At 55.6% G+C, this 25,435-nt stretch carries 24 protein-coding genes; 15 read left to right on the top strand and 9 right to left on the bottom strand.

What is annotated here, in order from left to right; translation table 11 throughout:
• The first annotated feature begins 8 nt into the window (after positions 1-8).
• Positions 9-629 carry an L-threonylcarbamoyladenylate synthase gene (locus tag D8B20_RS09170; protein WP_145888590.1) on the top strand — a complete coding sequence of 207 codons (621 nt, stop codon included), beginning with the start codon at positions 9-11 and terminating at the stop codon, positions 627-629.
• On the opposite strand, the gene D8B20_RS09165 is transcribed toward D8B20_RS09170, so the two are convergent.
• Entirely contained in the window at positions 630-1,292 is a 663-nt protein-coding gene (locus D8B20_RS09165; RefSeq protein ID WP_186454351.1) for a S1 family serine peptidase, read from the bottom strand.
• Between the two features lie 823 nt (positions 1,293-2,115).
• Here D8B20_RS09165 and rluB point away from each other — a divergent pair.
• Entirely contained in the window at positions 2,116-2,994 is an 879-nt protein-coding gene (gene rluB, locus D8B20_RS09160; protein WP_145888588.1) for a 23S rRNA pseudouridine(2605) synthase RluB, read from the top strand.
• Positions 2,995-3,035: 41 nt separating this feature from the next.
• Here the strand turns inward: rluB and cobO are convergent, their stop codons facing one another.
• Both cobO and D8B20_RS09150 read right to left on the bottom strand, forming a co-directional pair.
• Positions 3,036-3,623: a cob(I)yrinic acid a,c-diamide adenosyltransferase gene (gene cobO / locus D8B20_RS09155; protein WP_145888587.1), complete on the bottom strand. Its 588-nt coding sequence runs from the start codon at positions 3,621-3,623 to the stop codon at positions 3,036-3,038.
• Positions 3,620-4,384, bottom strand: coding sequence for a YciK family oxidoreductase (locus D8B20_RS09150; RefSeq protein WP_145888586.1), 765 nt, complete (start codon positions 4,382-4,384; stop codon positions 3,620-3,622). The genes cobO and D8B20_RS09150 overlap by 4 nt, the downstream gene beginning before the upstream one ends.
• 173 nt (positions 4,385-4,557) lie before the next feature.
• On the opposite strand from D8B20_RS09150, the gene sohB reads away from it, so the two are divergent.
• On the top strand, positions 4,558-5,604 hold the full coding sequence (sohB, locus tag D8B20_RS09145; protein ID WP_145888585.1) for a protease SohB: 1,047 nt from the start codon (positions 4,558-4,560) through the stop codon (positions 5,602-5,604).
• Between the two features lie 25 nt (positions 5,605-5,629).
• On the opposite strand, the gene D8B20_RS09140 is transcribed toward sohB, so the two are convergent.
• On the bottom strand, positions 5,630-5,878 hold the full coding sequence (locus D8B20_RS09140; protein ID WP_145890503.1) for a DUF2498 family protein: 249 nt from the start codon (positions 5,876-5,878) through the stop codon (positions 5,630-5,632).
• Between the two features lie 371 nt (positions 5,879-6,249).
• Between D8B20_RS09140 and topA the strand changes: the two genes are divergently transcribed.
• From topA to acnA, 5 genes are all read left to right on the top strand, one after another.
• Positions 6,250-8,847: a type I DNA topoisomerase gene (gene topA, locus D8B20_RS09135; protein WP_145888584.1), complete on the top strand. Its 2,598-nt coding sequence runs from the start codon at positions 6,250-6,252 to the stop codon at positions 8,845-8,847.
• Between the two features lie 180 nt (positions 8,848-9,027).
• Positions 9,028-10,002, top strand: coding sequence for an HTH-type transcriptional regulator CysB (gene cysB, locus D8B20_RS09130; RefSeq protein WP_145888583.1), 975 nt, complete (start codon positions 9,028-9,030; stop codon positions 10,000-10,002).
• A gap of 493 nt (positions 10,003-10,495) precedes the next feature.
• On the top strand, positions 10,496-10,654 hold the full coding sequence (locus D8B20_RS09125) for a YmiA family putative membrane protein (RefSeq protein WP_145888582.1): 159 nt from the start codon (positions 10,496-10,498) through the stop codon (positions 10,652-10,654).
• Positions 10,655-10,657: 3 nt separating this feature from the next.
• Positions 10,658-10,837: a YciX family protein gene (locus tag D8B20_RS22120; protein ID WP_145888581.1), complete on the top strand. Its 180-nt coding sequence runs from the start codon at positions 10,658-10,660 to the stop codon at positions 10,835-10,837.
• A 456-nt stretch (positions 10,838-11,293) separates the two neighbouring features.
• Entirely contained in the window at positions 11,294-13,975 is a 2,682-nt protein-coding gene (gene acnA, locus D8B20_RS09115) for an aconitate hydratase AcnA (protein ID WP_145888580.1), read from the top strand.
• A gap of 37 nt (positions 13,976-14,012) precedes the next feature.
• Here the strand turns inward: acnA and ribA are convergent, their stop codons facing one another.
• Positions 14,013-14,606 (bottom strand): GTP cyclohydrolase II, encoded by a 594-nt coding sequence (ribA, locus tag D8B20_RS09110; protein WP_145888579.1) that lies wholly within the window; start codon positions 14,604-14,606, stop codon positions 14,013-14,015.
• A gap of 230 nt (positions 14,607-14,836) precedes the next feature.
• Here ribA and pgpB point away from each other — a divergent pair, with 230 nt between their 5' ends.
• The 5 genes from pgpB (at position 14,837) to yciH (ending at position 18,440) form a co-directional block, all read left to right on the top strand.
• The gene (gene pgpB / locus D8B20_RS09105) at positions 14,837-15,601 is read left to right on the top strand and encodes a phosphatidylglycerophosphatase B (RefSeq protein WP_145888578.1); all 765 of its coding nucleotides are present in this window, start codon (positions 14,837-14,839) and stop codon (positions 15,599-15,601) included.
• Positions 15,602-15,725: 124 nt separating this feature from the next.
• Positions 15,726-16,028: a LapA family protein gene (locus D8B20_RS09100; protein ID WP_145888577.1), complete on the top strand. Its 303-nt coding sequence runs from the start codon at positions 15,726-15,728 to the stop codon at positions 16,026-16,028.
• 6 nt (positions 16,029-16,034) lie between these two features.
• On the top strand, positions 16,035-17,204 hold the full coding sequence (gene lapB, locus D8B20_RS09095) for a lipopolysaccharide assembly protein LapB (protein ID WP_145888576.1): 1,170 nt from the start codon (positions 16,035-16,037) through the stop codon (positions 17,202-17,204).
• Positions 17,205-17,409: 205 nt separating this feature from the next.
• Complete coding sequence (gene pyrF / locus D8B20_RS09090) at positions 17,410-18,117, top strand: orotidine-5'-phosphate decarboxylase (protein ID WP_145888575.1); 708 nt, start codon at positions 17,410-17,412, stop codon at positions 18,115-18,117.
• Positions 18,117-18,440: a stress response translation initiation inhibitor YciH gene (gene yciH, locus D8B20_RS09085; protein ID WP_145888574.1), complete on the top strand. Its 324-nt coding sequence runs from the start codon at positions 18,117-18,119 to the stop codon at positions 18,438-18,440. The genes pyrF and yciH overlap by 1 nt, the downstream gene beginning before the upstream one ends.
• 69 nt (positions 18,441-18,509) lie before the next feature.
• Here the strand turns inward: yciH and osmB are convergent, their stop codons facing one another.
• Positions 18,510-18,725, bottom strand: coding sequence for an osmotically-inducible lipoprotein OsmB (gene osmB / locus D8B20_RS09080; RefSeq protein ID WP_145888573.1), 216 nt, complete (start codon positions 18,723-18,725; stop codon positions 18,510-18,512).
• 349 nt (positions 18,726-19,074) lie between these two features.
• Here osmB and araD point away from each other — a divergent pair, with 349 nt between their 5' ends.
• A complete protein-coding gene (gene araD, locus D8B20_RS09075) occupies positions 19,075-19,773 on the top strand; it encodes an L-ribulose-5-phosphate 4-epimerase (RefSeq protein ID WP_145888572.1) in 699 nt (232 codons plus the stop codon).
• 270 nt (positions 19,774-20,043) lie between these two features.
• The gene (locus D8B20_RS09070; RefSeq protein ID WP_145888571.1) at positions 20,044-20,910 is read left to right on the top strand and encodes a crotonase/enoyl-CoA hydratase family protein; all 867 of its coding nucleotides are present in this window, start codon (positions 20,044-20,046) and stop codon (positions 20,908-20,910) included.
• A 15-nt stretch (positions 20,911-20,925) separates the two neighbouring features.
• Here the strand turns inward: D8B20_RS09070 and pdeR are convergent, their stop codons facing one another.
• From pdeR to D8B20_RS09055, 3 genes are all read right to left on the bottom strand, one after another.
• The gene (gene pdeR, locus D8B20_RS09065; RefSeq protein WP_145888570.1) at positions 20,926-22,911 is read right to left on the bottom strand and encodes a cyclic di-GMP phosphodiesterase; all 1,986 of its coding nucleotides are present in this window, start codon (positions 22,909-22,911) and stop codon (positions 20,926-20,928) included.
• Between the two features lie 155 nt (positions 22,912-23,066).
• Complete coding sequence (locus tag D8B20_RS09060) at positions 23,067-23,363, bottom strand: YbdD/YjiX family protein (RefSeq protein ID WP_145888569.1); 297 nt, start codon at positions 23,361-23,363, stop codon at positions 23,067-23,069.
• Entirely contained in the window at positions 23,356-25,422 is a 2,067-nt protein-coding gene (locus tag D8B20_RS09055; RefSeq protein WP_145888568.1) for a carbon starvation CstA family protein, read from the bottom strand. The genes D8B20_RS09060 and D8B20_RS09055 overlap by 8 nt, the downstream gene beginning before the upstream one ends.
• Between the last annotated feature and the right edge of the window lie 13 nt (positions 25,423-25,435).

The following is a 25,435-nucleotide window of genomic DNA, read 5'->3' as shown; positions in this document are numbered from 1 at the left end:
GGGTTTTTATGAGTCAACGTTTTCATATACATCCGGACAATCCACAGCCACGCCTGATTAACCAGGCGGTGGACTATCTGAACAAAGGCGGTGTCATCGTGTATCCCACCGATTCCGGCTACGCGCTGGGCTGTCGGCTGGAAGAGAAAAACGCCATGGAGCGCATCTGCCGCATCCGTCAGCTGCACGGTAATCACAACTTCACGCTGATGTGCCGCGATCTGTCGGAGCTCTCCACCTATTCACAGGTCGACAACAGCGCATTCCGTTTGCTGAAAAACAACACGCCGGGCAGCTACACCTTTATTCTCAAGGCCACCAAAGAGGTGCCGCGGCGTCTGATGAATGACAAGCGTAAAACCATCGGCCTGCGCGTGCCGTCTAATCCGGTGGCGCTGGCGCTGCTGGAACGGCTTAACGAGCCGATGATGTCCACCTCGCTGATGCTGCCGGGCAATGATTTTACTGAATCGGATCCGGAAGAGATTCAGCACAGCATTGGCAAGCTGGTCGATCTGATTATGGACGGCGGGACGCTGGGCCAGCAGCCCACCACCGTCATCGACCTGACCAGCGATGCGCCGGTAGTGGTGCGGGAAGGGGTGGGCGACACGCGTCCGTTCCTGTAATCAGGCGTGGTCAGGTGCCGTCGCGGGTGCCTGGCCAATATTAATATTACTCTCCAGCCAGCGTTTAAAATCACCGTACGGAATATATAACGACACATCCTTCAGGATGACTTTTTTGCTCTGCATGTTGGAGATCTGATGGGTATATCCCACAATCACGCCGCCGATGGTCTGATCAGCATTATATACTGCGCCGCCGGACATTCCCTGCACCACGCCCGCATTTGACGCCATGGCCATACAGGGTTTTTTATTCCAGTTATTAGTAATCGCCGTGCGCGCTAAATTAACGCCACTCGATTCAACCGGCATCGCGGAAATAAAGCTGTAGCCATACATCTTTATCGGTTCGCCCACCGCGCTGGTGCGGAATTTTGCCAGCGTATCCGGGCTGTTTTTATGATAAATAATCGCGACATCGCAATAAGGATGATACGCCTTTACGCGCTGCACGGCGGTCTTAGCCACGTGTGCCGCTGTCAGGCTATATTCCGGTGTCAGAGGAATGGTTGTGCCGAGAATGCCCATGCCCAATACGGTCGGGATGCCGGTCACGCTCATATCAACGTGCTGCAGTGCCGTTCGACTGTATTCAGTATGGCCCACGGAACAACCGCTCAGTGCCAGCGCCGTCAGCGCAGGCCAAAGCAGAGAGGTTCGCATGATAGTCGTCTTCAATTACGGCATGTCAGTAAAATCCCTGGTGAAGACTTTCGACATACCAATTAACGTAATCCGTACAGAAATAAACGCGTTGTATCCCGTGCGCGCCGGTTTATTTTATCAGTAAAGCTACAGTTTTATTCGTTAACAGCCTGTTGTAAAAAAGAGGTTAAAGCGTAAATGGGGTGCCGTTTATTAATGCGACACACTGGCTGTCAGGCTTAAATTTTACACAGTTTTTTGATCATAACAATTCATGTTATTTAATCTGAATTAAATAAAAGGAAAATACAGACTTAATTCAACCTGTAGTGCCAATTCACTGTTTATTTCTTATTGCGGATAGCTTCAATAGCGCCTTAACACATTGTTTCAGTGGTTTGTGCTGTTTTTGCGTTTTTAGTCAGATTTTATGTTTGGAATTGTGAAGGCGGGCAGCGTGCTGTGATAGGGGGTGGTTAATCAACAGAGTTAATGTTTTTCAGAGTGAAGAGGACAGGCAGCAGTTGAGAGAAGAATGGACTTAAAAGCAATAAAAATACAGTGAGTTGCAACATTCTGCCTGCGGCGCTGCCGGTGAAATGCATTAGCCACCGCAACGGATGCGTCCGCCTTCAGCACGCCGCGTCAGACGGCAGGACCCTTTGTTATCGGCAGGGAAGGAAAAGGTGTTAACCCAATCGGGTCTGGTGTAAAATCGCCGTCCGCCTGCGCCTGAGAAAGTGATGCGCAGCGCTTATTGATTCTGATAAGGGAACTGGTAACGCCTTTATCTTACCTCTTCTTACCACGACGCCTGGGAAGGCGACAACGAGGCAGCTCCATGAGCGAGAAATTACAGAAAGTATTAGCGCGAGCCGGTCACGGTTCGCGTCGTGAAATCGAAGCAATGATTTCAGCCGGACGCGTCAGCGTCGACGGCAAACTGGCGACGCTGGGCGATCGCATTGAAAATGACAAATCCCTGAAAATCCGCATTGACGGTCATCTGGTATCGATTGCTGAATCCGCTACCGAAGTATGCCGCGTGCTGGCCTATTACAAACCGGAAGGCGAACTCTGTACGCGCAACGATCCCGAAGGGCGTCCTACGGTGTTTGATCGCCTGCCGCGCCTGCGCGGCTCCCGCTGGATTGCGGTGGGGCGTCTGGACGTGAACACCTGCGGTCTGCTGCTGTTCACCACCGATGGTGAGCTGGCGAATCGTCTGATGCACCCCAGCCGCGAAGTGGAGCGTGAATATGCGGTGCGTGTATTCGGCGAGGTGGACGATGATAAAGTGCGCCAGCTGAGCAAAGGGGTACAGCTGGAAGATGGCCCGGCATCGTTTAAAACCATTAAATTTGCCGGCGGCGAAGGCATGAACCAGTGGTACAACGTGACGCTGACCGAAGGCCGCAACCGTGAAGTCCGCCGCCTGTGGGAAGCCGTTGGCGTACAGGTCAGCCGTCTGATGCGCGTCCGCTACGGCGATATCCAGCTGCCAAAAGGCCTGCCACGCGGCGGCTGGATGGAGATGGAACTGTCAGCGGTCAACTACCTGCGTACCTTAGTCGGCATGCCGGAAGAGACCGTTACCAAAGTGGCCGTCGAGAAAGATCGTCGCCGCACCAAAGCCAATCAGATTCGCCGTGCGGTGAAACGCCACAGCGCGGTAAGCAATAACAGCCCGCGCCGCAACAGCAACAAACGCGGCAGCTGATCCCCTGCAAGACGCCGCCGCGTGCGGCGTCTGCCTGCCTGTTACCAGTCAATACCCTGCTGCGCCTGAATACCGGCATCGAAGGCGTGTTTGACCGGCCGCATTTCGGTCACAGTATCGGCCATCTCCTGCAGCGTACGGTGACATCCGCGCCCGGTAATAATAACGCTCATGTGCTGCGGACGCTGCTGCAGGGCGCTGACCAGTTCATCCAGATCGAGATAATCCATGCTGACCATGTAAGTGATCTCATCCAGGATCACCAGATCCAGGCGCTCGTCAGCCAGCATACGGCGGGCCTGCTGCCAGACCTGCTGGCAGGCAGCCGTATCCGTCTCGCGGCTTTGCGTTTCCCACGTAAAACCGGTGGCCATCACCTGAAATTCAACGCCGTGCTGTTCCAGCAGATTGTGTTCGCCGTTGGCCCATTCCCCTTTGATAAACTGCACCGCCGCTACCTTTTTGCCGTGGCCGCAGGCGCGCAAGGCCGTGCCGAACGCGGCGGTGGTTTTGCCCTTACCGTTGCCGGTAAACACCATCAGGATACCGCGCGTTTCTGTGGCCGCCGCGATACGGGCATCTACCTGCTCTTTCAGGCGCTGCTGGCGCTGCTGATGACGATCGCTCATGCGCTGGCTGGCCCCGGTTTGCGTCCCGGCTGCGCATCAAAACTGATGCCGGTTTTCCGCCGGCTGTCGTCACCCATGACATACAGATAGAGCGGCATCAAATCCGCTGGCGTTTTCAGCAGGCTGGCATTCTCTTCCGGGAAGGCGCTGGCGCGCATTTTGGTGCGCGTACCGCCCGGATTGATGCAGTTTACGCGAAGCGGATGATTTTTATATTCGTCCGCCAGCACCTGCATCATGCCTTCTGTCGCAAATTTCGACACGGCATAGGCGCCCCAGCCGGCGCGTCCGGTGCGACCGACGCTGGAAGTGGTAAACACCAGCGAGCCGGCATCGGATTTCAGCAGCAGAGGTAACAGGGCCTGCGTTAAATAGAAGGTGGCATCCAGGTTAATCTGCATCACTTCGCGCCAGACTGCCGGGTCAAGCTCGGCCAGCGGCACGATCTCACCCAGAATGCCGGCATTGTGCAGCACGCCATCGAGGCGCGGTACCTGCGCGCCGATTTCATCGGCTACGCGCTGACAGCTTTCCGGCGTAGCCTGAGACAGGTCAAGCAGCACTGAGGAAGCGGGCTGTTTATTTAACTGATTAATAGCCGCTTCCGTTTGCTGCAGCGTGGCGGCGTTGCGCCCGAGCAGAATAACGCGTGCGCCATAGCGTGCGTAAGTCAGCGCCGCTTCGCGGCCAATTCCGTCCGAAGCGCCGGTGACCAGAATAATGCGATTTTCCAGCAGATCGCTTTTAGGTTGATAATGCACAGCGATGTCCTTTGGCAGGTCAGAAGGTTTTGGCTTTATGCCTCAATTCTTCATCCGGTGCAATCGCCGAAACGCGCATTCTGTGCCGCCTGCGGGCTTTTCAGGCGACGAATTACGCTAAAGCGGGTACACTCAGCGTGGTTCTGTAATTTACTGTTTAATAAGGCGGCAGCATGGATTTACTCTCCAGCTATGGATTATTTCTGGCCAAGGCCGTCACCGTTGTGGTGGCGATTGCGGCAATTGTTGTGATTGTGATGAATGCCGCGCTGCGCAAACGCCAGAGCGGCGGTCAGCTGCGCGTCACGCATCTTGATGATGATTACCGTCAGATGAAGGAAGAGCTGCAGCTGGCAAAAATGCAACCGCAGGCGCAAAAAGCGTGGCTGAAGCAGCATAAGAAAGAAGAGAAGCAGAAGGCAAAAGCGGAAAAGCGCAATGTCAAAGCTGGCGTCAGCGAAGCGCCGAAGCCGGTGCTGTATGTGCTGGAGTTCAAAGGCAGTATGGACGCGGGCGAAGTCAGCTCGCTGCGCGAAGAGGTTTCCGCCGTGCTGGCGGTGGCACAGCCGGGCGATGAAGTGCTGCTGCGTCTGGAAAGTCCCGGCGGCGTGGTGCATGGCTATGGTCTGGCTGCTTCGCAACTGCAGCGTTTGCGTGATGCCGGCCTGAAGCTCACGGCGGCGGTCGACAAAGTGGCGGCCAGCGGTGGCTATATGATGGCCTGCGTGGCAGATCGCATCGTGGCAGCGCCGTTCTCAATTATTGGTTCGATCGGCGTCGTGGCGCAGATCCCTAACTTCAACCGCCTGCTGAAACGTAACGATATTGATGTGGAACTGCACACCGCAGGACAGTATAAACGCACGCTGACGCTGTTTGGTGAAAACACCGAAGAAGGGCGCGAGAAGTTCCAGGAAGATCTCAACGAAACCCATCAGCTGTTTAAAGATTTTGTCCGGCAGATGCGTCCGGCGCTGGATCTGGACAAGGTGGCAACTGGCGAGCACTGGTATGGTCGTCAGGCGCTGGATCTGGGCCTGGTCGATGACATTGGCACCAGCGATGCGCTGATCATTCAGCAGATGGATCGCTTTAGCGTGCTGGGCGTGCACTATGCGCGGAAAAAGAAAATGATGGACCGCTTTACCGGCAGCGCCAGTCACGCCGCAGAACGACTGATTCTGAAAATCTGGCAGCGCGGTCACCGCCCGCTGCTGTAAACCGACCCGGCGGCGGCCGGGTTTTTTATATCAGGTGATAGCGTGCGGAAAGCACCACAGCCAGATGTTTGAACACGTTGAACACCGCCGTGGTTTTCGCTGTTGGCAACCCCGCGTCATCGGTAAACCACGGGCCGCGAAACACCAGCACGTCGCCCTGCTGAATAACCGCGTTGGCTTCCATCCCGGCAAAATAGTCGTCGTGCTGCCGGATTAACTGATTCGCTATTTCCAGCAGCGCAGAGTGTGAAATCGCTTCCGTTTTTACTGACATCATGCCCGCCTTTTTTGACAGCCTGTTTTCTCCTTCTATATTACTTGCCTGCTATCGCGTTCAGCAAATCCGCCACCGGGACGAAAACTGGCGCAAATTTAAACGGAATGCTAATTAAGTTGCGTAACGGATTTTATCAGGTAGAGTGTGGGCGATTCAGCTTTCAGGGAGATCACACCCGGATGTGTGATGCTGTCAGACGGAAAACTCGCTTCTAATCATAAAGTTGCAAATGTCGATGCAATCTGACCTGAGATTGTCCCCCGCTGGCTTGAAAATAAAAAAGCTGGCAACAATATTGAACCCGTTGGGTTTTGGGGCCTCCAATCCTCTCCCGTTTATCAGGACGTTTTCATTAGGTAAAGGTACATATGGGTAAAGCACTCGTCATCGTTGAGTCCCCGGCAAAGGCCAAAACAATCAATAAATACCTCGGTAATGACTACGTGGTGAAATCCAGCGTCGGTCATATCCGTGATTTGCCGACCAGTGGTTCAACGACCCGTAAAAGTGCCGATGGAGAGAAGAGCAAAACCGGCAAGAAAGTCAAAAAAGATGAGAAGGCCGCGCTGGTCAGCCGCATGGGTGTCGACCCCTGGCACGGCTGGGAAGCGGATTATCAGATCCTGCCCGGAAAAGAGAAGGTGGTGGCGGAGCTGAAAAACCTGGCGGCCGATGCCGACCACATCTATCTCGCGACCGACCTTGACCGCGAAGGGGAAGCCATTGCCTGGCACCTGCGGGAAGTGATCGGTGGTGACGACAAGCGTTTCAGCCGCGTGGTGTTCAACGAAATCACCAAAAATGCGATTCGTCAGGCATTTGAAAAGCCGGGCGAACTGAACATTGAGCGCGTGAATGCGCAGCAGGCGCGCCGCTTTATGGACCGCGTAGTGGGGTATATGGTTTCGCCACTGCTGTGGAAGAAAATTGCCCGCGGTCTCTCTGCCGGCCGCGTGCAGTCAGTCGCGGTACGTCTGGTGGTGGAACGCGAACGCGAAATCAAAGCGTTTGTACCGGAAGAGTACTGGGAAATCGACGCCGATTTCGCGACGCCGAAAGGCGATGCGCTGGCGATGCGTGTGACGCATCAGAATGACAAAGCCTTCCGCCCGGTAAACCGTGAACAGACACAGGCGGCGGTGGCCATCCTCGAAAAAGCCCGGTTTGCCGTGCTCGATCGGGAAGACAAGCCGACCAGCAGCAAGCCTTCTGCACCCTTTATTACGTCCACGCTGCAGCAGGCCGCCAGTACGCGCCTTGGTTTTGGCGTGAAAAAAACCATGATGATGGCACAGCGCCTGTATGAAGCTGGCCACATCACCTATATGCGTACCGATTCTACCAACCTGAGCCAGGACGCGGTGGCCATGGCGCGCGGCTATGTGGAGAGCAGCTTCGGTAAAAAATACCTGCCAGACGCGCCGGTCACCTATGCCAGCAAAGAGAATTCACAGGAAGCGCATGAAGCAATTCGTCCTTCCGATGTCAATGTGGCGGCAGAGCAGCTGAAAGATATGGAAGCGGATGCGCAGAAGCTGTACCAGCTGATCTGGCGTCAGTTTGTTGCCTGTCAGATGGTGCCGGCGCAATATGATTCCACCACGCTGACCGTTGCGGCGGGTGACTTCCGGCTGAAAGCCAAAGGCCGTACGCTGCGCTTTGACGGCTGGACGAAAGTGATGCCGGCACTGCGTAAAAACGACGAGGATTTAACGCTGCCGCCGGTTAACGTGGGTGACACGCTGGATCTGACCGCGCTGCGTCCGGGCCAGCATTTCACCAAGCCACCGGCACGTTTCAGCGAAGCGTCGCTGGTGCGCGAACTGGAAAAACGCGGGATTGGTCGTCCGTCGACGTACGCGTCGATCATTTCCACCATTCAGGATCGCGGTTACGTGCGGGTGGAAAATCGCCGTTTCTATGCCGAGAAAATGGGTGAAATTGTTACCGACCGGCTGGAAGAGAACTTCCGTGAGCTGATGAACTATGACTTCACCGCACACATGGAAGACAGCCTGGACCAGGTCGCCAATAACGAAGCGGAATGGAAAGCGGTGCTGGACTCCTTCTTCAGTGATTTCAGCCAGCAGCTGGATCAGGCTGAAAAGGATCCGGAAGAAGGGGGCATGCAGCCTAATCAGATGGTGCTGACCTCAATTGACTGTCCGACCTGCGGACGCAAAATGGGGATCCGGACCGCCAGCACCGGTGTGTTCCTGGGGTGCTCGGGGTATGCGCTGCCGCCGAAAGAGCGCTGCAAGCAGACCATCAACCTGATTCCGGAAAACGAAGTGCTGAACGTGCTGGAAGGCGATGATGCCGAAACCAATGCGTTGCGTGCCCGTCGCCGCTGCCAGAAATGCGGCACCGCCATGGACAGTTACCTCATCGATAACAGCCGTAAGCTGCACGTATGTGGTAACAACCCGGAGTGCGACGGCTACGAAATTGAGCAGGGCGAGTTCCGCATCAAGGGCTATGATGGTCCGATTGTCGAGTGTGAAAAATGTGGCTCTGAAATGCACCTGAAAATGGGGCGTTTCGGCAAGTACATGGCCTGCACCAATGACGAGTGTAAAAATACGCGTAAGATTCTGCGCAATGGTGAAGTGGCGCCGCCGAAAGAAGATCCGGTGCCGCTGCCGGAGTTACCTTGCGAAAAATCGGATGCCTATTTTGTTCTGCGTGATGGCGCAGCAGGCGTGTTTCTGGCAGCCAATACCTTCCCGAAATCGCGCGAGACCCGCGCGCCGCTGGTGGAGGAGCTGCAGCGCTTTGCCGATCGCCTGCCTGAGAAGCTGAAATATCTGGCAGAAGCGCCGGCCGTCGATCCGGAAGGCAATAAAACGCTGGTGCGCTTTAGCCGTAAAACCAAACAGCAATATGTCGCCTCTGAAAAAGAGGGTAAAGCGACGGGCTGGTCCGTGTTTTACGTTGACGGCAAATGGCAGGAAGTGAAAAAGTAATCTCCCGCAAAGGCCAGCACTCGCTGGCCTTATAGCTATTCGTTCTGTATTTTCCCGATAACTGATATAGTAGTTATAGCTTATTTCATTTCGCTGACGCGCTTTCCCCTCTGTTTCTGCCTGCCGGCAGCAAGACACCCACCGGGGAGGTACCTCTGTCGCTACCTGGAAGATATAACTATGAAATTGCAGCAGTTGCGTTACATCGTCGAAGTGGTTAATCACAACCTCAACGTCTCCTCCACCGCTGAAGGCCTGTACACCTCGCAGCCGGGTATCAGTAAGCAGGTGCGCATGCTGGAGGATGAACTTGGCGTGCAGATTTTTGCCCGCAGTGGGAAGCATCTGACGCAGGTCACACCTGCCGGCGAAGAGATCATTCGCATTGCCCGCGAAGTCCTTTCAAAAGTGGACGCCATCAAATCCGTGGCCGGTGAACACACCTGGCCGGACAAAGGCTCGCTGTACGTCGCCACCACGCACACGCAGGCACGCTATGCGCTGCCCGGCGTGATTAAAGGCTTTATCGAGCGCTATCCTCGCGTCTCGCTGCATATGCATCAGGGATCGCCCACGCAGATTGCGGAAGCGGTATCGAAAGGCAACGCCGATTTCGCCATTGCCACTGAAGCACTGCACCTGTACGACGATCTCATCATGCTGCCGTGCTACCACTGGAATCGCGCGATTGTCGTGACGCCGGACCATCCGCTGGCAGGTAAATCCAATGTCACTATCGAAGAGCTGGCAGAGTTCCCGCTGGTCACCTACACCTTTGGCTTCACCGGCCGCTCAGAACTGGATACCGCGTTTAACCGGGCCGGACTGACGCCCCGTATCGTCTTTACCGCGACTGATGCCGACGTTATTAAGACGTATGTGCGCCTCGGACTGGGCGTAGGGGTGATTGCCAGCATGGCCGTCGACCCGGTTTCAGACCCGGATTTAGTGCGGATTGAAGCTTCAGAAATCTTTACAAATAGCACCACCAAGATCGGTTTCCGCCGTAGCACTTTCCTGCGCAGTTATATGTATGATTTTATTCAGCGCTTCGCTCCACATCTCACGCGCGATGTCGTCGATGCTGCGGTAGCACTGCGATCTAACGAAGATATCGAAGCGATGTTCCGCGATATCAAGCTTCCTTTTAAATAATTCGGTAAATCATGATTTTACCCGGGTGTCCAGTGGGCACCCGCCCGCTTTCCCTCCGCTTAGCGCCAGCAGTAGTTCAAAAAATTCCATTATTTTTTTGTAAATGAAACATCGGTCACATGTTTTTTTATTGTTGTTTCTTAAATGAGAAACAGTACACAATTTTTACGTTGCCGCTTTGCGGACTGCCAGGAATATTCCCATACTCCAGTTAAGAGTTGATGAGAAAGGCCTTTTACACTGGCCTGAAGAATTAAACTCAAATTAAAGCTGGATCTGTTTTTGTTTTAACCCAAATTTACAATGTAATTATTTAATTAATAGTTCGGCGAGTTATTAAATTTACTTCAGCTATATTCGCCTTTTTGATTAATAGCGTTAATCGTTGTACTCAATAAAAATAACTGGATTTTTGGTCTTAAGAAGTTTAGGATTCGTCCTAAATCTTAATCGTTGTTATCAATCGTTTTATTGAGAGTGATTATCAAAAACTATGGCTACGAGATTAACTGTACAACCGGACTTCCGGGCTAAAAGCACCAGGGTTGAGCGTTCAGGTAACATCCGTCGCAAAGCCTGGCTCACTGTCTTCGCTGCTTCAGCACTGTTCTGGGTAGTGGTGGCGTTAACGATTTGGCGTATGTGGGGTTAAGCCATGTGGGCAAATACACTCAGTCGTAAATACCCGGTTTCTGCGCGCCAGCCTAAAACGCCAGTGTGCAAAGCAAAAGACGTACCTGCCGCTGAACAACAGGTGGCGATCCCCGCTTCGTGGGAGCTGAGTGACAAGCAACGCAGTTTTATTGAATCGTTCATGGATCCGAAGTCAAAATAACGCAGCCTGCGTCTGGTTCTTATTAAGACCGTTACATTCCTCATTTTACCGGGTTATCCGGTGGGCAAGTTAAAAGCCCGTCCTTTAACACTCAGCATTAAAAAAACGGTGTCATCAGTCCAACGCTGAAGACGTGGCCTTTTTATGCCCGGAATCCGGGAGGGGAGTGACAAATGAATACCACCACATTTTCCTGGTTTGGCGTATACGCCTTCTCATTCGCTTTCTGGGCCACCGCCCTGTGGGCGCTGGTGTGATCATGCCCCGCCAGTAAGCCAGCCAGTAAGTAAGTTCCTGCTTCTGATAATGCCTCAACGTAAGTTGGGGCATTTTTGTTTGTGTCGCCCGTGTGGCAATCCGTGTTGTTATCAAAACGTTAACGAAAATGTGGTCTATCTTTAAGCTAAACCGGATACACGCTGAGGTTGAGCTGAAAAGCATATAAAAGGAGGAGTTATGTCGTTACCGTTACGTGAGCAAAGTCAGGATGCGCTGCAAGTCGGGGCAAAAACCTATCATTACTACAGCCTGCCCAAAGCCGCGCAGCAGCTTGGCAATATTGATCGCCTGCCGAAATCCATGAAAGTGCTGCTGGAAAATCTGCTGCGCTGGCAGGACGGTGATTCCGTTACTGAAGAAGACATTCAGGCGCTGGTCGCCTGGCAAAAAGATGCCCATGCCGATCGTGAAATCGCCTATCGTCCGGCGCGCGTGCTGATGCAGGATTTTACCGGTGTACCGGCAGTGGTCGATCTGGCGGCCATGCGGGAAGCGGTGAAGCGGCTGGGCGGCGATGTGGCAAAAGTGAATCCGCTCTCTCCGGTTGACCTGGTGATTGACCACTCGGTTACCGTGGACCACTTCGGTGACGACGATGCCTTCGAAGAGAACGTGCGTCTGGAAATGGAGCGCAACCACGAGCGCTATGTGTTTCTGCGCTGGGGGCAAAAAGCCTTTAACCGTTTCCGCGTGGTGCCGCCAGGCACCGGTATCTGTCACCAGGTCAACCTGGAGTATCTCGGTAAGGCCATCTGGCATGAAACGCAGGATGGCAAAGAAATTGCCTATCCGGATACGCTGGTCGGCACCGATTCACACACCACCATGATTAACGCGCTGGGCGTGCTGGGCTGGGGCGTGGGCGGCATTGAGGCAGAAGCGGCAATGCTGGGTCAGCCGGTTTCCATGCTGATCCCGGATGTGGTGGGATTCAAGCTGACCGGTAAACTGCGCCCCGGCATTACGGCCACCGATCTGGTGCTGACCGTTACCCAGATGCTGCGTAAACATGGTGTGGTGGGCAAGTTTGTCGAGTTTTATGGTGATGGCCTGGCCGACCTGCCGCTGGCCGATCGCGCCACCATCGCCAATATGGCGCCGGAATATGGTGCCACCTGCGGTTTCTTCCCGATTGACGAAGTGACCCTGAGCTATATGTCGCTGACCGGTCGCGACGCGGAACTGGTAAAGCTGGTGGAAGCCTATGCAAAACAGCAGGGCATGTGGCGCAATCCGGGTGATGAGCCCATCTTCACCAGCACGCTGGCGCTGGATATGGCGCAGGTAGAGTCCAGCATTGCCGGGCCGAAGCGTCCGCAGGACCGCGTTGCCCTCGGTGACGTGCCGGCTACCTTTGACGCCAGCAATGAGCTGGAAGTGAACCATGCGCAAAAACCGCATAAAAGCGTCAGCTATGTGGCGAGTGAAACCGGCGATCGTCACCAGCTGGATGACGGTGCGGTGGTTATCGCCGCGATCACCTCCTGTACCAACACCTCCAACCCAAGCGTCCTGATGGCTGCCGGCCTGCTGGCAAAAAATGCCGTTGAACGGGGTCTGCAGCGTCAGCCGTGGGTCAAGGCTTCGCTGGCGCCGGGGTCAAAAGTGGTGTCCGATTACCTTGCAGCGGCGCGGCTGACCTCCTATCTGGATGAGTTAGGTTTTAACCTGGTGGGGTACGGCTGCACGACCTGCATCGGTAACTCCGGTCCGCTGCCGGATGAAATTGAAAGTGCCATTAAGGAAGGGGATATTACCGTTGGCGCAGTGCTCTCCGGCAACCGCAACTTTGAAGGGCGTATCCATCCGCTGGTGAAAACCAACTGGCTGGCGTCGCCGCCGCTGGTGGTGGCCTACGCGCTGGCCGGCAATATGAAGATCAACCTGCAAACCGATCCGATCGGTCAGGATCAGCAGGGCAATGACGTGTTCCTGAAAGATATCTGGCCGTCGCCGGAAGAGATCGCGGAGTCAGTCGGCAAAGTGACCAGTGACATGTTCCATAAAGAGTATGCCGAAGTGTTTGATGGCACACCGGAGTGGCAGCAAATCAAGGTCAGTGAAGCGGCGACCTACGACTGGGATGAGGGTTCGACCTATATTCGTCTGTCACCTTTCTTTGATGACATGGAGAAAGAACCCAAAGCGGTACAGGATATTCACGGTGCCCGCATTCTGGCGATGCTGGGGGATTCGGTCACCACCGACCACATCTCACCGGCGGGCAGCATTAAAGCAGAGAGCCCGGCCGGCCGTTATCTGCTGGCACATGGCGTAGAGCGCAACGACTTCAACTCCTACGGATCGCGCCGTGGCAACCACGAAGTGATGATGCGTGGCACCTTCGCCAATATCCGCATTCGCAATGAGATGGTGCCGGGCGTTGAGGGCGGCTATACCCGCCACTTCCCGAGCAACGAACAGCTGGCGATTTATGATGCCGCGATGAAGTACCAGGCGGAAGGCGTGCCGCTGGCGGTGATCGCAGGCAAAGAGTATGGCTCCGGCTCCAGCCGCGACTGGGCAGCAAAAGGACCGCGTCTGCAGGGCGTGCGGGTGGTCATTGCCGAATCGTTCGAGCGTATTCACCGCTCTAACCTGATTGGTATGGGTATTCTGCCGCTGGAGTTCCCGGCGGGCGTGACGCGTAAAACGCTGCAGCTTACCGGTGAAGAGCGGATTGATGTGGCGGAACTGTCTCAGCTGAAACCTGGCTGTACGGTGAAGGTTACGCTGACGCGCCCGGATGGCACGCAGGAAACGCTGGAAACACGCTGTCGCATTGATACCGGCAATGAACTGACGTATTACCAGAACGATGGCATCCTGCACTACGTTATCCGCAATATGCTGCACTAAAAACCAGGCCGGGAAATCTCCCGGCCTTTTTTCTGCCTCAGGCTTTTGGCAGCAGGTGACCCATTTTTTCAGCTTTCGTGTCGAGATAATGGGCATTTTTAGGGTTGCGACCGACAACCAGCGGCACGCGCTCAACAATGTTGATGCCCGCTTCGCTCAGGATTTCCACCTTACGCGGATTATTGGTCAGCAGGCGGACTTCGTTAACGCCCAGCAGCTTGAACATGTCTGCGCACAGGGTGAAATCGCGCTCGTCGGCGGCGAAGCCCAGCTGGTGGTTTGCTTCAACGGTATCGTAGCCTTTATCCTGCAGCGCGTAGGCGCGGATCTTGTTCAGCAGGCCGATATTGCGGCCTTCCTGACGATGGTACAGCAGCACGCCGCGACCTTCCTCAGCGATGGCGGTCAGCGCCGCTTCCAGCTGAAAACCGCAGTCGCAGCGCAGGCTGAACAGCGCATCGCCGGTCAGACATTCAGAGTGGACGCGCGCCAGCACCGGCTGGTGATCGCTGATATCGCCATACACCAGAGCGACGTGATCGTGACCGGTCGCCAGTTCTTCAAAACCAACCATCAGGAAATCTCCCCATGGCGTGGGCAGTTTGGCTTCTGCTACCCGTTTAAGCTGCATGTGACTCTCCAGAACCTTCAGAGGATGCGCTATCATCATGATAACGCACGGGCCCGTTTGGCCCGACAAAACTGACCACATTGTGCCACAACCTGAACCAGGCTCGCTAATCAGTCAGAGTGATTGTAGTGATAAAGCACAATTATCCAAGCTGCAACGGGTATGTTATTCTTTTTTCAGCTAAAGTTATGCAGCACCTGTCAGCATAAGCGGATCGGATAAGGAAAAGGATGTTAAAAATTATTCAACGCACCACGACGGGCGCGTTTTTACTGCTACTGATGCCGCTGAGCGTATGGATCTCTGGCTGGCAGTGGCAACCCGGAGAAGCGCGCCACCTGTTGCGCTTCCTGTTCTGGATGACCGAAACCGTCACCAGCCCATGGGGCATTCTTACCAGTCTCCTCCTGAGTGCATGGATGCTGTGGTGCCTGCGCTTCCGTCTGAAGCCGGCTATTCTGCTGCTGATCATTATGAACGGGGCGATCCTCAGCGGTCAGTACACGAAATCCTGGATCAAAGAGCAGGTGCAGGAGCCACGGCCGTATGTGGTGTGGCTGGAGCACAGCCACGGCGTCAGTGAAGAGCAGTTTTACCAGCTGAAGCGTAAGCAGCGCGGCGAAATGGTCTCCGCACTGCTGGCAAATGATACGCACCTGCCATCATGGCTGAAAAATCACTGGGCGTTTGAAACTGGCTTTGCCTTCCCGTCTGGTCACACGCTGTTTGCAGCCAGCTGGGCGCTGCTGGCAATCGGCTTACTCTGGCCGCGCCGGCGTATCGCGACCATTGCCGTGCTGTTTGTCTGGGCAACGCTGGTGATGGGCAGCCGTCTGCTGCTGGGCATGCACTGGCCGCGCGATCTGGTCATGGCCACGCTGATTTCCTGGCTGCTGGTAACGCTCGCCACCTGGCTGGCGCAACGCTTTTGTGGTCCACTCACCGTGCCGCCGCAGGAGCAGCAGGAGATCGCCCGGCGCGACGATGGATTGTAATGTTACCCTTTGCCCCCATATCATCGGGTAGGTACGTGGAAAAGGGCAGGTGATGCGTGGATAAGCAGCATCAGCCGCGCTTTTTTGGCATACTCATTTGGATAACCTCACGACAGGATGCATTGTGAAATATTTGCTGATTTTTCTTGTGGTTTTGGTCATTTTTATCATTTCGGTGACGCTTGGCGCGCACAATGACCAGATCGTGACCTTTAACTATCTGCTGGCGCAGGGCGAGTTCCGTATCTCCACCTTGCTGGCGTGCCTGTTCGGAGCGGGTTTTCTGCTGGGCTGGGCGATCTGCGGGCTGTTCTGGCTGCGGATTCGCGTCTCGCTGGCCCATGCGCAGCGTAAGCTGAAGCGGATGCAGGCGCAGAATGAACAAGCCGCTGCGGTAACCTCATCGACTGTCAGTCGTCGGGATTAATGTTCGATGCTTGAATTGCTGTTTCTGCTTCTTCCTGTGGCGGCGGCTTATGGCTGGTACATGGGGCGTCGCAGCGCTCATCAGGATAAGCAACAGGAGGCGAATCGCCTGTCGCGTGAATACGTGGCGGGGGTTAACTTCCTGCTCTCTAACCAGCAGGACAAAGCGGTAGACCTGTTCCTTGATATGCTGAAAGAGGACAGCGGCACGGTGGAAGCGCACCTGACGCTGGGCAATCTGTTCCGTTCGCGCGGTGAAGTTGACCGCGCTATCCGTATTCACCAGTCCCTGATGGAAAGCGCCTCACTCAGCTACGAACAGCGCCTGCTGGCCATTCAGCAGCTGGGCCGCGATTACATGGCGGCTGGTCTGTACGATCGCGCAGAAGACATGTTCACGCAGCTGATTGATGAAACCGATTTTCGCATCAGCGCGCTGCAGCAGTTGCTGTTAATTCATCAGGCCACCAGCGACTGGCAGAAAGCCATCGACGTTGCAGAGCGGCTGGTCAAGCTGGGCAAAGACAAACAGAAGGGCGAAATTGCCCATTTTTACTGTGAGCTGGCGCTGCAGGCGCTGAGCAGTGACGATCTTGACCGCGCCATGAACCTGCTGAAAAAAGGCGAATCGGCCGATCATCAAAGCGCACGTGTCTCGATCATGATGGGCCGCATTCTGATGGAGCAGGGCGAATATGCCAAAGCCGCGCAGCGCCTGCAGCGCGTGCTGGAACAGGATAAAGAGCTGGTCAGTGAAACCTTACCGATGCTGGAAACCTGCTATCAGCGGCTGGAGCAACCGGCTGAGTGGGCGCAGTTTCTGCAGCGCTGCGTGGATGAAAATACCGGCGCAGCGGCGGAGCTCTATCTATCCGATATTCTGGAACAGCAGCAGGGGCCGGAAGCGGCACAGCTGTACATCAACCGTCAGCTGCAGCGTCATCCCACCATGCGTGTGTTTCACCGGCTGATGGATTTCCACCTGCATGAAGCGGAAGACGGTCGCGCCAAAGAGAGCCTGATGGTACTGCGCGATATGGTGGGCGAACAGATTCGCACCAAGCCGCGCTACCGCTGCCAGAAGTGCGGTTTTACCGCGCACGCGCTTTACTGGCACTGCCCATCCTGCCGCGCGTGGTCCTCGGTTAAACCCATACGCGGACTCGACGGCCAGTAATGGCCGCCACGTTTTGGGCTTTATGCGACATTGTAGTTACAACATACTATAAAGGATATCACTCCCGCACAGCGCAGGCATTGTGCAGCCTTCAGTCAAACAGGCCACTGGCGGGAGCGGCATGATTGTCGTTGTCAGAGTGCGCAGGTAGAATGCTTGCCGTTTGTCCATTGCGCCTGCGGGTGCCAGCCTCAGAGGAAACGTTATGCCTGTAACCCCTTCACCGATTCTGGTGGCACTCGACTACCACGATCTCAACAGCGCGCTGCAGTTTGTAGACCGTATCGATCCAACGCAGTGCCGGCTTAAAGTGGGCAAAGAGATGTTCACGCTGTTCGGTCCTTCACTGGTGCAAACGCTGCAGCAGCGCGGCTTTGAGGTGTTTCTCGATCTGAAATTCCATGACATCCCTAATACCACGGCCCGCGCGGTGGCCGCCGCGGCCGATCTCGGGGTCTGGATGGTTAACGTCCACGCCAGCGGCGGGGCGCGCATGATGCACGCCGCCCGTGAAGCACTGCAGCCGTTTGGCAAAGATGCGCCGCTGCTGATTGCTGTCACGGTGTTAACCAGCATGGATGACGAAGATCTGAAAGGGCTGGGGATTTCGCTTACACCTGCGCAGCAGGCCGAGCGCCTGGCGCGTCTGACGCAGGAAAGCGGTCTGGATGGCGTGGTGTGTTCCGCGCAGGAAGCGGTACACTTTAAACACACCTTTGGCGACGATTTTGCCCTGGTCACACCAGGTATTCGCCCGGCCGGCAGCGAGGCAGGCGATCAGCGTCGCATTATGACCCCACAGCAGGCGCAGCAGGCGGGCGTGGATTATATGGTGATCGGGCGTCCGATTACGCAATCGGCCGATCCCGCCGCAACGCTGCAGAACATTTTACGCAGTTTACAGGAGGCGTAATGGCTCAGGACAATCCACTGGTCTATTCGACGGATAGCGGTCGTATCACCCCGCAGGAAGAGAAACCGTCGCGTCCTAAAGGCGACGGTATCGTTCGTATTCAGCGACAAACCAGCGGCCGCAAAGGCAAAGGCGTCTGTCTGATCACCGGTGTCGATCTGGACGATAGCGCGCTGGCGCAGCTGGCAGCAGAGCTGAAAAAGAAGTGTGGTTGCGGCGGTTCGGTGAAAGAGGGCGTCATTGAAATTCAGGGCGACAAGCGCGACCTGCTCAAACAGCTGCTGGAAGCCAAAGGCATGAAGGTAAAACTGGCGGGTGGCTGACGTGAAACGGGCCACCTGTGTGGCCCGTTAAGTTACAGATGCGCTGCGTAGTCTGTAATAAGCGTTATTTTAATCCACCTGATGGCCGATGATGCCACCCACGGCCGCGCCGCCAACGGTACCTAAACCACTGCCATTCGTCAGAATAGAGCCGCCAATAGCACCGGCACCGGCACCAATCGCCGTGTTGCGGTCACGTTTCGACCAGTTTGAACAGCCGCTGAGCGCTACGACCAGTGTGGTAGCCAGCACAGCCGCCGTCAGGCGTTTCATTGTTGTAGTCATAAATTTCTCCTTGATGGTTTACTCAGAGGCAACGCTGTAAGTATAGATGTTGCGCACCATAATTCCTCGCGCACCGCAGTTGCTTACGGTTCTTTTCCCTGCAGAGGTTGCCGTCAGCCCGTCAGTCATCACGGGGCCTGCGCCTGACCTGCCGGCAAAACATCCGGACCGGCGCTGGCCTGAATAAGTGTAGGCTCCACCGTGGCGGGAAGGGGGAGGAAAACTCTGAATTCAGGCCACATTTTTCACCGCTCAGCCACTTTCCGCTGCTAATCCAGCCATTCCTTCCATAACGTTTCATCACCACCGTGCGCACAATTCAGCTATCACAGTGAGCAGGAGAAAAATCATGCTGGAAGCGCTGAAACAGCAGGTGCTGGAAGCCAATCTTGATTTACCGCGTTATAACCTTGTCACCTTCACCTGGGGCAACGTCAGTGCCGTCGATCGTGAACAGGGACTGCTGGTGATCAAACCGTCAGGGGTGAAATACAGCCAGATGCAACGCGATGATATGGTGGTGGTAGAGCTGGAAAGCGGCAAGGTGGTAGAGGGAAGGCTGCGACCCTCCTCAGACACCGCCACGCATCGGGCGCTGTATCTGGCGTGGCCGGACGTCGGAGGCATTGTGCATACCCATTCGCGTCACGCCACCATCTGGGCGCAGGCCGGACGTGATTTGCCTGCCTGGGGCACCACGCACGCCGACGATTTTTACGGCACCATTCCCTGTACGCGCGCCATGACGCGTGAAGAGATTGAGCAGGAATATGAGTGGCATACCGGTCAGGTGATCATTGAAACCTTTGCCGGGCGCGGTATTCAGCCTGCTGCCATTCCCGCCGCGCTGGTCAGTTCCCACGGCCCGTTTGCCTGGGGTAAAGATGCAGATGCGGCGGTCCACAGCGCGGTAGTGCTGGAAGAGGTGGCCTATATGGCGTTGCATACCGAGCAGCTGCGTGCAGAACTGCCGCCGATCTCACAAACACTGCTGGATTTACACTACCTGCGCAAGCACGGTAAGGACGCCTGGTACGGCCAGAAGTGATAGCGCGTCGGGCATCATGCATCGGGCACCTGCGGGTGCCTTTTTTTTAGGCCAATTCTTACTGCAATCTGTTTACTACGCGTTACGTGTTCCCAGATTGCGCTGGACCGGTTTTTGACTATCAAGTAAGCCCGCTAATCATTTTTAACCCCCCCTGTCGGGGATATCTCTGGATTTTACGTTATAAATCAAACTCTCATTTGGTCTGGCCTCACTCTGCATTACGCTGATGTGGCGTTTAACGCATCATATAAAACAGAGGATGAGACAATGACAGTAATTAACCAACCTACCTGCCGCCTGTTCACTGAAGCCGGCCAGACCACTCAGCTCGCGGCCTATTACGAGGAAGGGCGACACACCATGTGGATGATGTTGCGTGCGCAGCCGCGTCCCAGTTTCAACCACGAATTAATTGAGGAGATCATGAACCTGAGCTATGCCGCCCAGCGTTCCGGTCTGCCGATTGACTTTTGGGTGACCGGGTCGCTGGTGCCACAAATGTTTAACGCTGGCGGTGATTTACGTTTCTTCGTCGAGTGCATCCGCAACAACCGGCGTGAAGCGCTGCGCGCTTATGCCCGTGCGTGTGTCGATTGCATTCACTCCGCCGCGCGCGGTTTTGATACCGGTGCCGTGACGCTGGCAATGATTGAGGGCAGTGCGCTGGGCGGCGGCTTTGAAGCGGCGCTGGCGCATCACTTCATTCTGGCGCAAAACAGTGCGCGTATGGGATTCCCGGAGATCGCCTTTAACCTGTTCCCCGGCATGGGCGGCTACTCGCTGGTGGCGCGCCGGTCAGGCATGAAGCTGGCAGAAGAGCTGATATGTGAAGGGGAATCGCACGATGCCGAGTGGTATGAAACCCGCGGTCTGGTGGATAAAGTGTTCCAGCAGGGCGAAGGCTACCGTACCACGCGGACCTTTATCGATACCCTGCGGCCCAAGCTCAACGGCGTTCGCGCCATGCTGAAAGCGCGTCAGCGCGTGCTGCAGCTGTCGCGGGCTGAACTGATGGATATCACGGAGGATTGGGTCGACTATGCCTTCACGCTGGAACCTAAAGATATTGCCTATATGGAACGTCTGGTTCAGCTGCAAAACCGTCACAGCGCATCACTGCGTAAAGCCGGCTAACAGTTACAACCAGCGTTAAACGCGGGCAGGATGCTTAGCCAGCCAATGCCCGAGCTGTTCTGCGGGCATTGGCTTGGCGTAAAAATAGCCCTGACGCCCATCAACGCCATTGGTCAGCACAAATTTTTCTTCGGCTTTGGTTTCAATGCCCTCGGCAATCACCTGCAAATCCAAGGCTTTGGCAACCGCAACAATCGCACGCACCAGCGACTGGGAAACCGGTTGTTTATTGATATTTCTGACAAAGCTTTGATCCAGCTTGATGGCATCAATTGGCACGCGCGCCAGCTGGGACAAAGAGGAGTAGCCGGTACCAAAATCGTCCAGGTGCACCTGCGCCCCCAGCTCCTGAAACTGTTTCATCAGTTTCAGCGCGCCGGCTTCGTTTTCGATCAGGCAGCTTTCGGTGAGTTCAATATCAATCGGACAATCGGTCAGGCCCGCTTCGCCCAGCGCCTGTTTCAGGTCGCTGTAAATACTCTGGTCGATCAGCTGTTTCGCCGAAACGTTGACCGCCACGCGCAGCCAGATGCCTTCACTGCGCCATTTAACGATCTGCTGCAGCACATTCAGCATCACCCAGCGGCCAAGCGGCACAATCAGGCCGGACTCTTCGGCATAGGGGATAAACTCGGCCGGTGAAACCATGCCACGCTCGGGTGAAATCCAGCGCACCAGCGCCTCTGCGCTGCGCACTTCGCCGTCGCGATCCAGTTTGGGCTGGTAATGCACCACCAGATGATCCTGCTCCAGCGCTTTGCGCAGGTTGGTATCCAGCCACAGATACTCAAACACGCGCTGATTCATTTCGCTGGTAAACACGCAACATTTACCGCGACCGTTCTCTTTCGCATGATACATCGCAGTATCCGCATTGCGGATCAGGCTTTCCCGATCGTCACCGTGCAGCGGCGCGAGGGCGATACCGATAGAGCAGCCGCTGTAGACCTCAATCAGACCGATGCGGAACGGCTGCCGCAGGCGCTCCAGAATGCGCGAGGCCATCGCCTCCAGCGCGGCCTGGCTGGTGTGTTCGGCGAGGACGATAAACTCATCGCCGCCCAGCCGAGCCAGCGTCTGGTCTTTCCCCAGACAGCTGAGGATCGCGAGTGAAACGGCCTGCAGCAATTGATCGCCGAACATATGGCCGTAAGCGTCGTTGACCTTCTTAAAATTATCCAGATCGAGGTACACCACGCCGGTTTGCGTGCCGTTTGCTAACTCCAGTGCCAGACTAATTTGCTGGTGAATGGCATTGCGATTGGGCAAGCCGGTCACGGTATCGGTGTTTGCCAGCACCCGCAGGCGTTCCTGGGCGCGTCGCTCCTCGGTGATATCGGTTCCGGAACAGATGAGGAAAATTTCATTTTTTCCGCTGCCGCTGTGAACGAACTTATTACGAAACAGAAACAGTCGCTGGCCCTTGCGCGTTTTCACCCAGCGCTCTACCTCGTACGAGTTGCCGTCGCGAAAAAAACCAGCAATGTTGCGGCGAGAAGCCTGCGCTTCCTGTTTGGTCATAAACAGCTGAAAAACATTGCGGCCAATGACTTCCTGCTCTTTCAGTCCGGTGTACTCTTCGCTCAGACGGTTAAAACGCTGGATATTGCCGCGCTGATCAAGAATGACAATCACCGAGTTCGCTTCGGAAACCACCTGTTCGGCAAACGACAGGCCGAGGGTCAGATCGCGGGCCACAGACGAGGTATCGCCCCACGCCGAGGCCGTACCGGCCCAGGTGGACTGATTGACCTTTCTGCCGACAAAATGCATGGGAACGGGCGAACCGTGCAGGGATAAGGTCAGATTGATGCTGGATGTGATGACAGTCATCGCACGCAGCAGACTGGCTTGTGCAGGTGTCAGCGAAACGGCCAGATTGGTATTGGCGTTTTCATCTTCGGCAAAATGCAGTGCATCGCTATCAGAAGTTAAACGCCAATGAGGGCTGGTGGTGCCAAACAAGGTATACAACAGCGTTTGCCCTTGTTCATCGGTCATGGAAACTTCCTCCGGAGGAATGCTCTGCTGGCGGTATCTCATTATTTTAGCAACAGTATTCAACCTCCCGCATTAGCACAAGACGCAAAATGAATATATTTTTGTTTTTAATAAAGAATGGCACGAAAAAGCCCCGAAAAGCGGGGCCTGAAGGTTCAGCAGGGACATTTGCCGAGTTTTCCTGCCTGACTGGGGAAGCGGGCGTCAAGGCAGTAGCGGTGAAAGGTGCGCTCATCCATCGGCGTCTGCAGCGGGTGCTTCTCGCGCATATGCTTCAGATAAGTTTGATAGTCGTGCACGCCAACCATTAACCGGAAACTTTGCTGTAAACCGTGCCAGATTTGCTGCCAGCGGCGGCGCGGCGGTGGGGTAACGGCAGCGCCAATCGGTAAGCAGCGCTGGATATGCCAGCGCCCCTGCGGTTTTTTCCAGCCGCGGATGGACTCAGACATTTCGCACCTCCTGGCGCAGTGAGACGGCAGATTCATGGGTGGTCGGTACCTGGCTGCGCAGCGCGCGGCGGATCACAAAGAAAGCGGCAATCAGCATGGTGACGGCGACCAGCATAAAGAAACCGCACAGGGCCGCGTTAATCTGATTACTGAACACAATGGTTTGCATGTCAGCCAGGGTTTTCGCCGGCGCGATAATCACGCCTTCATCAATCCCTTTGCGGAATTTTGCCGCCTGCGCCAGGAATCCGATCGCCGGTTTTTCATGAAAGATCTTCTGCCAGCCGGCGGTCATGGAGGTGATAAACAGCCAGGCAGTAGGCAGAATGGTGACCCAGGCATAACGCTGCTTTTTCATTTTGAACAGCACCACCGTGCCGAGGATCAGCGCCATTGAGGCCAGCATCTGGTTGCCGATACCAAACAGTGGCCACAGGGTGTTAATGCCGCCGAGCGGGTCGACCACGCCCTGATAAACAAAGAAGCCCCAGCCGGCCACCGCAACGGTGGTCCCCGCCATATTACCCAGCCAGGAGCGGTTGTTCGCCAGTGACGGCACGACAGTGCCTGCCAGGTCCTGCACCATAAAACGGCAGGCGCGGGTGCCGGCATCGACGGCGGTCAGAATAAACAGCGCTTCAAACAGAATGGCAAAGTGATACCAGAACGCCATCATGGCGCGGCTGTTAAACACCTCGGTGATGATATGCGCCATGCCAACGGCAAAGGTTGGGGCGCCGCCGGCGCGGGAAAGGATCGTGCTTTCACCCACTTCACGGGCAATGCCGCTGAGCATCTCTGGCGTCACCACAAAGCCCCAGCCATTGATCACCTGTGACGCATTTTCCACGCTGGTGCCAATCAGCGCGGCCGGCGCGTTCAGCGCAAAGTAGACGCCGGGATCGAGCACCGAGGCGCAGATCAGCGCCATGATGGCGACAAAGGATTCCATCAGCATCGCGCCGTAGCCGATGAAGCGGATGTGGCTTTCACGCTCCACCAGTTTGGGCGTGGTGCCGCTGGAAACCAGCGCGTGAAAACCGGAAATCGCGCCGCAGGCGATGGTGATAAACAGGAACGGGAATAGCGAACCGGCAAATACCGGACCGGTGCCATCAATAAATTTGGTCACCGCTGGCATCTTCAGCTCCGGCATGGCAAACACAATGCCAATCGCCAGGCCGATGATCACGCCTATTTTTAAAAAGGTGGAGAGATAGTCGCGCGGGGCCAGCAGCAGCCAGACCGGCAGCGACGACGCCACAAAGCCGTAAATCACCAGCACCCAGGTCAGTTCCGTGCCTTTCAGGGTAAAGAAAGGGCCCCAGTAAGGATCGGCAGCCACATTGCCGCCGTAGATAATCGCGGCCATCATCAGCACAAAGCCAATCGCGGAAACTTCGGCAATTTTACCGGGACGCAGAAAGCGCATATAGACGCCCATAAACAGCGCAATCGGAATGGTGGCGGCAATGGTGAACAGGCCCCACGGGCTGTTAGCCAGCGCTTTCACTACCACCAGCGCCAGCGCCGAGAGAATAATGATCATCACGCCCAGCGCGCCCAGCATCGTGACGACACCGGCAAACGATCCCAGCTCCTGTCGCGCCATTTCTCCCAGCGAGCGGCCATCGCGGCGGGTGGAGATAAACAGCACCAGAAAATCCTGCACCGCACCTGCCAGCATCACGCCGATGAGAATCCACAGCGTGCCGGGCAGGAAGCCCATCTGCGCCGCCAGAATCGGGCCGACCAGCGGGCCAGCGCCGGCAATCGCGGCAAAATGGTGGCCGAATAGCACCCATTTGTTGGTCGGAACGTAATCCAGCCCGTCATTCAGGCGCTCCGCCGGCGTCCGGCGATTGTCATCCAGTTCAAAAATGCGCTTTGCGATAAACAGGCTGTAAAAGCGATAAGCAATGCTGTAGCAGGCAACGGACGCAATCACCAGCCAGACGGCGTTGACGTGCTCGCCACGACTGAGCGCCAGCATGGCAAACGCACCCGCACCCATTAACGCCACAACTAACCAGATCAATCCGGTTTTGACGTTGTTCATGAATTCACTCCTT

The organism is Candidatus Pantoea soli, from assembly GCF_007833795.1.
GTDB classification, from domain to species: Bacteria; Pseudomonadota; Gammaproteobacteria; order Enterobacterales; family Enterobacteriaceae; genus Pantoea; species Pantoea soli.
Note: the sequence above shows the minus strand (reverse complement) of the source record. Positions and strands in the feature narration are given on the sequence as shown.